Origin of the sequence: Gemmobacter nanjingensis (assembly GCF_014652195.1) — a bacterium.
Lineage (GTDB): Bacteria > Pseudomonadota > Alphaproteobacteria > Rhodobacterales > Rhodobacteraceae > Gemmobacter > Gemmobacter caeni.
This window is the reverse complement of sequence record NZ_BMYI01000071.1, coordinates 1-1,373: the sequence shown is the minus strand read 5'-3', so window position 1 is coordinate 1,373 and position 1,373 is coordinate 1. Positions and strand designations below refer to the sequence as shown.

The 1,373-nt window shown below is 63.2% G+C and carries 1 protein-coding gene; it reads left to right on the top strand.

The window, feature by feature from the left end; genetic code table 11:
* Positions 1 to 74: 74 nt before the first annotated feature.
* A complete protein-coding gene (locus IE126_RS25660) occupies positions 75 to 1,103 on the top strand; it encodes an IS110 family RNA-guided transposase (RefSeq protein WP_189381221.1) in 1,029 nt (342 codons plus the stop codon).
* Positions 1,104 to 1,373 lie beyond the last annotated feature (270 nt).

Below are 1,373 nucleotides of genomic sequence, written 5' to 3'. Positions count from 1 at the left end.
TGATGCTGTAACCGCCCCCCGACGGCATCGATGTGCCATGGTGGGATCGCAACAATCCAAATTGGGAGGCGGTCATGTCGGAGATTATCACGGTCGGACTGGATCTGGCGAAGAATGTGTTCCAGGTCCACGGCGCTGACAGCAAAGGCAATGCTGTCTTACGCAAGAAGCTCAGAAGGGCTCAGGTGATCGAGTTCTTCGCCAAGTTGCCGCCCAGCCTGGTGGCGATGGAGGCCTGCGGCGGCGCGCATTTCTGGGGGCGGGAACTGTCCAAGCTCGGTCACGACATCAGGCTCATCCCGCCCGCCTATGTGAAGCCCTTCGTCAAGCGGCAAAAAAATGATGCGGCTGACGCCGAGGCGATCTGCGAGGCGGCGCAGAGACCGAATATGCGCTTCGTGCCCGTGAAGAGTGAGGAAACCCAAGGGGCGAGCAGCGTCTTCCGCGTCCGAGAGTTGCTCATCCGGCAGCGAACTCAGGCCATCAACGCGCTCCGCGGACACCTCACCGAGTACGGCTGGGTCGTGCCACAGGGTGCGACGAATGCACGTCGCCTTGTTGCCCTTGTCGCGGACGAGGACTCGGGACTGCCCGCAACGGCGCAGGCTTCCCTGAGGGTCCTGACTGTAACGCTTTCTCAGCTCGATGAGCAAATCGAGGCGCTGGACGCGGAGATCGGCCGCCGTGCCCGGGAGAGCGCTGTCGCCCGGCGCCTGATGACGATCCCTGGCATCGGCCCGTTGATCGCTACAGCCATAGCCACTTTGGCCCCGCCACCGGACATGTTTCGCAAGGGCCGAGACTTCGCCGCATGGCTTGGCCTCACGCCCAGGCAGCATTCGACCGGCGGGAAGCAACGGCTCGGTGCCACGACGAAGATGGGCGAGCGCTCTCTACGTCGGTTACTAATCATCGGCGCCAACAGCGTCATCATCAAGCGTCATTGCCACACGTCAGCGCGCCCCGGCACCTGGCTGGCAAGGATGCTGGAGCGCAAGCCGCCGATGCTGGTGCGCGTGGCCTTGGCCAACAAGATGGCGCGGATCGTCTGGGCGTTGATGAAGAGCGGAGAGGTCTATCGGGCTCCGGCCATGGCGACGTAAAGTCCGTCAGCGGTCGCGAGGTCGTCGGAGCGGAGGAGGGCTGAGAGCAGCTTGGCGCAACGGTCGCGAGACAGGGTTGGAAAACCAGAGCGCAACAGAGTGCCCTCGAGCACGCGGCGTTGATTTGGTTCCGACCCGCGAACACCATGCGGGCCCGCGGCATGACAATGGCCGCATCACGAGGCCGGATACATGTCAGCACCCGACACCGCGCCAAATTGCTCCCCCCAAAAAAACCTCTTGCGCAAGGGGCGGTTATACATGTTGCGC

Coding starts and splice junctions, on each gene's coding strand:
- IE126_RS25660 (WP_189381221.1), top strand. CDS start 75: ATGTCGGAGATTATCACGGTCGGACTGGATCTGGCGAAGAATGTGTTC.